Source organism: Shigella sp. FC1661 (assembly GCF_001712525.1).
Lineage (GTDB): Bacteria > Pseudomonadota > Gammaproteobacteria > Enterobacterales > Enterobacteriaceae > Escherichia > Escherichia coli.
In genome coordinates, this window is record NZ_MDGW01000123.1 from 1 (window position 1) to 6,684 (window position 6,684).

Sequence of the window (6,684 nt, forward strand, 5' to 3'; positions counted from 1 at the left end):
GATCGAGGTTCACAGTACTGCGCATACGATTACCGGGTCATACAGGAGCAGTCTGGTCTGAAAACATCAATGTCGCGTAAAGGTCACTGTTACGACAACGCTCCGATGGAAAGCTTCTGGGGAACGCTGAAAAATGAGAGCCTGAGCCACTATCGTTTTAATAACCGGGATGAAGCCATCTCAGTAATACGGGAATACATTGAGATTTTCTACAATCGTCAGCGTCGTCACTCTCGTCTGGGGAATATCTCCCCGGCAGCCTTCAGGGAAAAATATCATCAGATGGCTGCTTAAAAAAAGAACAAATGGTAGTGTCCGCTATTGCCAGTACACCTCAGAGTTCCAGAAACTCCAGAGCAATGCTGCATCAGATTGTGCACTCCCTGTCTGTTGATTACCTTGAACTCGCATTTGTAACTCAGCAAAAGCCTGCTGCCAGTTTTCTGGATAAGAACGGTAATTGTTGGCGGGATCATATGCCCTGGTGTTATTCGCGATGAGCTGCCATATTTGACCATCTTTGTGCAGATAATTGATCTCTCTGGGGCGAGAGCGATGAGGAAAAGCAAATCGATTAATATCGTCAGTTAGCCGAATGACCGCATCATCAGCCAGCCAGGGGCGTTGGTTTTTACTCTCAGGGGAAGTTTCAACTTCAGGAGTGGCTTTGGTAATGGGGGGGATATGCACGTTTGCTGAAGCATTTTCCACATAGCCTTTTTTCGTTTTCTCTGCGATCAGCTTAAGCTCCGCTTTTGCCGCTGCCGCAGCATCCGCAAAACTTTTTATCTGGCTTTGCCCGTTAGTGCCGACTTTGCCCCAGTTGATATGCAGCTCGTTTCCCTGCTGCTCAACCGCCCAGAATTTATGTGATTTTTCGTCCTGATAGATAAAGTGTCTCATTCTGCATCCCTGTAATTTTATCCAGTTGAATGCAGATGCTACCAGTATTTATGCGGGTTAGAGAGAGACAAAATCGTAAGAAAACAACTTTAGGAATTTATAAAGAAAAGGCGCTGTCGATGCAGCGCCTTGAAGGGGGATTATTTCACCTGATGACCCGGTTTAGCACCAGCATCCGGGCTTAGCAGGAAAATATCTTTCCCGCCAGGACCGGCAGCCATCACCATGCCTTCGGAGATACCGAAGCGCATTTTACGTGGTGCCAGGTTAGCCACCATAATGGTGTGACGACCAATCAGTGCCTGCGGATCCGGGTAAGCAGAACGAATGCCGGAGAAGACATTACGCTTTTCGCCGCCGAGATCCAGAGTCAGGCGTAGCAGTTTGTCAGAACCTTCAACAAACTCTGCGTTTTCAATCAGCGCCACGCGCAGGTCAACTTTGGCGAAGTCGTCAAAGGTGATGGTTTCCTGAATCGGATCATCTGCCAGCGGGCCAGTTACCGGCGCGGCAGCTGCTTTCACTTCTTCTTTAGACGCTTCCACCAGTGCTTCAACCTGCTTCATATCTATGCGGTTATACAGCGCCTTGAACGGATTCACTTTATGGCCCAGCAGCGGTTGCTGGATACCATCCCAGGTCAGTTCCGTATTAAGGAATGCTTCTGCGCGCTCGGTCAGTTTCGGCAGTACCGGCTTCAGGTAAGTCATCAGCACGCGGAACAGGTTTATGCCCATTGAGCAAATTGCCTGCAGGTCGGCATCGCGGCCTTCCTGTTTCGCTACCACCCACGGAGCCTGTTCATCGACATAGCGGTTAGCCAGATCAGCCAGCGCCATGATTTCGCGCACTGCTTTACCAAATTCGCGGCTTTCCCACGCTTCACCAATCACTTCAGCGGCATCAGTGAAGGTTCTGTACAACTGCGGGTCAGCCAGTTCGCTTGCCAGCACGCCGTCAAAACGCTTGTTGATAAAGCCCGCGTTGCGGGAGGCCAGGTTAACCACTTTGTTCACGATATCGGCATTCACGCGCTGAACGAAATCTTCCAGATTGAGATCGATATCATCAATGCGCGAAGAGAGTTTCGCAGTGTAGTAGTAACGCAGGCTGTCGGCGTCAAAATGATTCAGCCAGGTGCTGGCTTTAATAAAGGTACCGCGAGACTTAGACATCTTCGCGCCGTTCACCGTCACATAGCCATGAACAAACAGGTTGGTCGGCTTGCGGAAGTTGCTGCCTTCCAGCATTGCTGGCCAGAACAGACTGTGGAAGTAAACAATATCTTTACCGATGAAGTGGTACAGCTCGGCGGTGGAGTCTTTCTTCCAGTATTCATCGAAGCTTACGCTGTCGCCGCGCTTGTCGCACAGATTCTTGAAAGAACCCATATAGCCAATCGGTGCATCTAGCCAGACGTAGAAATATTTACCCGGCGCGTTCGGAATTTCAAAACCGAAGTACGGCGCGTCGCGGGAGATATCCCACTGTTGCAGGCCAGATTCAAACCACTCCTGCATTTTATTTGCCACCTGCTCCTGCAACGCACCGCTGCGGGTCCATGCCTGCAACATTTCGCTGAAAGAGGGCAGATCAAAGAAGAAGTGTTCAGAATCACGCATTACCGGCGTAGCGCCAGAAACCACCGATTTCGGCTCGATCAATTCAGTCGGGCTGTAGGTCGCGCCGCAGACTTCGCAGTTATCGCCGTATTGATCCGGGGATTTACATTTCGGGCAGGTGCCTTTTACAAAACGGTCCGGCAGGAACATGCCTTTTTCCGGATCGTACAGCTGAGAGATGGTGCGGTTTTTAATAAAACCGTTTTCTTTCAGGCGAGAGTAGATAAGTTCTGACAACTGGCGGTTCTCTTCGCTGTGCGTCGAGTGATAGTTGTCATAGCTGATGTTAAAGCCTGCGAAATCAGTCTGATGCTCCTGACTCATTTCGCCAATCATCTGCTCCGGGGTGATACCAAGCTGCTGAGCTTTCAGCATAATCGGTGTACCGTGGGCATCGTCGGCGCAGATGAAGTTGACCTCGTGGCCGCGCATTCGCTGGTAACGGACCCAGACATCAGCCTGGATGTGCTCCAGCATATGGCCGAGGTGGATTGAGCCGTTAGCGTACGGCAGTGCGCACGTCACCAGAATTTTCTTCGCGACTTGAGTCATAGTAGGCATTACTTCTTAATAGTGAAAAGGGGTTAGATAGTACCAAATGGGAAAATGTTAAGTAAGTACTTCTCTATATTCTTCAGGTAAACTATCAGCTGATGGTTTATCTATACAAAAAAGGAGTCGGGATGAACGAACAATCCCAGGCCAAATCACCAGAAGCCTTGCGCGCAATGGTCGCCGGGACACTGGCCAATTTTCAGCACCCAACCCTGAAGCATAACCTCACCACGCTGAAAGCGTTGCACCATGTCGCCTGGATGGACGACACGTTGCATGTGGAACTGGTTATGCCATTCGTCTGGCATAGCGCGTTTGAAGAGTTAAAAGAGCAATGTAGCGCCGAACTGCTGCGTATCACCGGGGCGAAAGCTATCGACTGGAAACTGTCGCACAATATCGCCACCTTAAAACGCGTGAAGAATCAGCCGGGTATTAATGGCGTGAAGAACATCATTGCGGTCAGTTCCGGTAAAGGCGGCGTGGGTAAATCCTCCACGGCGGTAAACCTGGCGCTGGCACTGGCGGCGGAAGGGGCGAAAGTCGGCATTCTGGACGCCGATATCTACGGCCCATCAATTCCCACCATGCTGGGCGCAGAAAATCAGCGTCCAACTTCGCCGGACGGTACCCATATGGCACCGATTATGTCTCATGGCCTGGCAACCAATTCAATTGGTTATCTGGTCACTGACGACAATGCGATGGTGTGGCGTGGACCGATGGCGAGCAAGGCGTTAATGCAGATGCTGCAGGAAACCTTGTGGCCGGATCTCGACTATCTGGTGCTTGATATGCCGCCAGGCACCGGTGACATTCAATTGACGCTGGCGCAAAACATTCCAGTAACTGGTGCAGTCGTGGTCACCACCCCGCAGGACATCGCGTTGATCGATGCGAAAAAAGGCATTGTGATGTTCGAGAAAGTCGAGGTTCCGGTGCTCGGTATTGTCGAGAACATGAGTGTGCATATTTGCAGTAACTGTGGTCACCATGAACCGATTTTCGGTACCGGTGGTGCAGAGAAACTGGCTGAAAAATACCATACACAGCTGCTGGGGCAGATGCCGTTACACATCTCCTTACGTGAGGATCTCGATAAAGGCACGCCAACGGTTATCAGCCGCCCGGAGAGCGAATTTACCGCTATCTACCGCCAGCTGGCTGACCGCGTTGCAGCTCAGCTCTACTGGCAGGGTGAAGTCATTCCAGGCGAGATTTCCTTCCGCGCGGTCTAACGCCTATTAACCATTCTGGTTATTCTTCATACACCGCAGAGATGTTATATTGATGCGGTGTATTTGTTTTTGCCGCATTAATGAACACTTATTTAATACTGCGAATATTCTGCGGACCTTCGTCCGAAACTCTACAAAGTCGATTGATCGTACAGGCAATGCTTCATTATCATCCTTCGTGGCTGTGTAGTGGATGTACAGCTATAGTTTGTTATGCACTCATTCTATCCAGGCATAACCTTTACTACAGGGATAACGTTCAATGAATAAGTATTGGCTGTCAGGAATTATTTTTCTTGCCTATGGATTGGCTTCTCCCGCGTTCTCTTCAGAGACTGCAACATTAACCATCAATGGCAGAATTAGTTCCCCTACATGCAGTATGGATGTTGTTAATAATCATCTTCAGCAACGTTGTGGGCAGTTGTTACAACGAGTTGAAACCAACTATCGTGCTTCTTCTACTGCAAAAGGCGTTACGACAGAAGTGGTAACTGTGGGTAATAACGACAAACGCAAAATCGTGTTAAATCGCTACGATTAATTTGCCAACACCGTTTTAAGCATTAAGCATATTTAAAAAGCCAAAATCATTCCTATGAATGATTTTGGCTTTTTTATTCACCTCATGAATGTTATTTACGGTAATTTACGGTAATTAATCAGTTTCAAAAATGTTTGTTATAGCGAATTATTTGTTGTATTTATATCGCATTAGTTAATTTGTTTTAAATCAACAAAACAATATGTTTACATTGCGGCAACTTTTTTGATGTGAGAAATTTGTTTCCAAGAGATACAGACTCTTAACAAAACAAAATAAACTTATTAAGGAATGCATCATGAAACATTCAATTATTGTTGTCGCTGTCTTATCTTCTGTATTTATGAGTGCTGGTATTTTCGCTGCTGAAGTAGATACCGGAACTTTAACCATTAAAGGTAATATTGCTGAATCACCATGTACATTTGTCGCTGGCGGTGATTCAGTCAGTATTAATATGCCGACTGTACCCACCACTGTATTTGATGGTAAAGCGAAATATTCAACTTATGATGGCGTGGTTGGTGTAACCAGCAGTATGCTGAAAATTACTTGTCCGAAGACTATTGATGGCGTAAAACTTTCGTTGATCACCAACGAGAAAATTCTTGGTAATGATAAGGCAATATCCAGTAGTAATGACACAGTTGGATACTATCTCTATTTGGGAGATAGCAGTGACGTACTGGATATTTCCGCACCATTTAATATTGAAAGTTATAAAACTGCTGATGGACAATATGCAATACCGTTTAAGGCAAAATATCTGAAGTTGATTGACAGTGGTGTTGCATCTGGTACTGTTAACTCTTCATTGGTTATGCGTGTTGCCCAGGATTAAATATTTAAAATAATCATCTTGTTTTTTCAGTAAGTTAAAATGCCGCCATATTCATGGCGGCCAGCATAAATATAAGAGGCATTAAGATGAAAGGGTTATTATCTTTACTCATCTCTTCTATGATATTCCCCGTGCATGCCGGAATGGTTATTTTCGGGACCCGTATCATTTACCCGGCAGAGCAGAAAGAGGTCATGGTAAAACTGATGAATCAGGGAAACCGCTCTTCGCTGATGCAGGCGTGGATTGATGATGGCGACACGTCTCTGCCGCCAGAAAAGATTCAGGTTCCTTTCATGTTAACGCCACCAGTAGTGAAAGTAGCGGCCAATTCTGGGCAACAAATAAAAATTAAAATCATGCCTAATAAATTACCCAGTAATAAGGAAAGTATTTTTTATCTTAATGTTCTGGATATTCCACCGAATAGTCCAGAACAAGAAGGTAAGAATGCACTGAAGTTTGCGATGCAAAACAGAATCAAATTGTTTTACCGGCCGGCGGGTATTGCTCCGGTGAATAAAGCGACCTTTAAAAAGTTACTGATAAATCGCAGTGGCAATGGATTGGTGATAAAAAATGACTCAGCTAATTGGGTGACGATTTCGGATGTCAAAGCTAATAATGTCAAAGTCAATTATGAAACTATTATGATTGCCCCCTTAGAAAGTCAGAGTGTTAATGTCAAAAGTAATAATGCAAACAACTGGGGTAATGACTCCAACTTATTGATAGTGTTTTATGTTCAGATAATGCCCGATGACTTTGTCATGCAGCTCCACCGATTTTGAGAACGACAGCGACTTCCGTCCCAGCCGTGCCAGGTGCTGCCTCAGATTCAGGTTATGCCGCTCAATTCGCTGCGTATATCGCTTGCTGATTACGTGCAGCTTTCCCTTCAGGCGGGATTCATACAGTGGCCAGCCATCCGTCATCCATATCACCACGTCAAAGGGTGACAGCAAGCTCATAAGACGCCCC

At 46.8% G+C, this 6,684-nt stretch carries 7 protein-coding genes and 1 pseudogene; 5 read left to right on the top strand and 3 right to left on the bottom strand.

The genetic code is table 11. The features are described from left to right. A partial coding sequence (locus tag BFF42_RS08900) for an integrase core domain-containing protein (RefSeq protein ID WP_146627975.1) occupies window positions 1-294 on the top strand: 294 nt, incomplete at its 5' end. A gap of 42 nt (window positions 295-336) precedes the next feature. Here the strand turns inward: BFF42_RS08900 and BFF42_RS08910 are convergent. After that, a pseudogene (locus BFF42_RS08910) lies at window positions 337-903 on the bottom strand (WGR domain-containing protein); the annotation flags it as partial. Between the two features lie 140 nt (window positions 904-1,043). Next, on the bottom strand, window positions 1,044-3,077 hold the full coding sequence (metG, locus tag BFF42_RS08915; RefSeq protein WP_032229995.1) for a methionine--tRNA ligase: 2,034 nt from the start codon (window positions 3,075-3,077) through the stop codon (window positions 1,044-1,046). Window positions 3,078-3,208: 131 nt separating this feature from the next. Between metG and apbC the strand changes: the two genes are divergently transcribed. The 4 genes from apbC (at window position 3,209) to BFF42_RS08935 (ending at window position 6,494) form a co-directional block, all read left to right on the top strand. Further along, window positions 3,209-4,318, top strand: coding sequence for an iron-sulfur cluster carrier protein ApbC (gene apbC / locus BFF42_RS08920; RefSeq protein WP_001005448.1), 1,110 nt, complete (start codon window positions 3,209-3,211; stop codon window positions 4,316-4,318). Between the two features lie 262 nt (window positions 4,319-4,580). Then, window positions 4,581-4,862 carry a DUF2574 family protein gene (locus tag BFF42_RS08925; RefSeq protein WP_001403727.1) on the top strand — a complete coding sequence of 94 codons (282 nt, stop codon included), beginning with the start codon at window positions 4,581-4,583 and terminating at the stop codon, window positions 4,860-4,862. A gap of 298 nt (window positions 4,863-5,160) precedes the next feature. Next, a complete protein-coding gene (locus BFF42_RS08930) occupies window positions 5,161-5,703 on the top strand; it encodes a fimbrial protein (RefSeq protein ID WP_000682832.1) in 543 nt (180 codons plus the stop codon). Between the two features lie 86 nt (window positions 5,704-5,789). Next, window positions 5,790-6,494: a fimbria/pilus periplasmic chaperone gene (locus BFF42_RS08935; RefSeq protein ID WP_073714365.1), complete on the top strand. Its 705-nt coding sequence runs from the start codon at window positions 5,790-5,792 to the stop codon at window positions 6,492-6,494. Here BFF42_RS08935 and BFF42_RS08940 read toward each other — a convergent pair. Continuing rightward, window positions 6,429-6,684, bottom strand: a 256-nt coding sequence (locus BFF42_RS08940; RefSeq protein ID WP_000474469.1) for an IS1 family transposase, incomplete at its 5' end; no start/stop codon positions are given. The genes BFF42_RS08935 and BFF42_RS08940 overlap by 66 nt on opposite strands.

Coding starts and splice junctions, on each gene's coding strand:
- metG (WP_032229995.1), bottom strand. CDS start 3,077: ATGACTCAAGTCGCGAAGAAAATTCTGGTGACGTGCGCACTGCCGTAC.
- apbC (WP_001005448.1), top strand. CDS start 3,209: ATGAACGAACAATCCCAGGCCAAATCACCAGAAGCCTTGCGCGCAATG.
- BFF42_RS08925 (WP_001403727.1), top strand. CDS start 4,581: ATGAATAAGTATTGGCTGTCAGGAATTATTTTTCTTGCCTATGGATTG.
- BFF42_RS08930 (WP_000682832.1), top strand. CDS start 5,161: ATGAAACATTCAATTATTGTTGTCGCTGTCTTATCTTCTGTATTTATG.
- BFF42_RS08935 (WP_073714365.1), top strand. CDS start 5,790: ATGAAAGGGTTATTATCTTTACTCATCTCTTCTATGATATTCCCCGTG.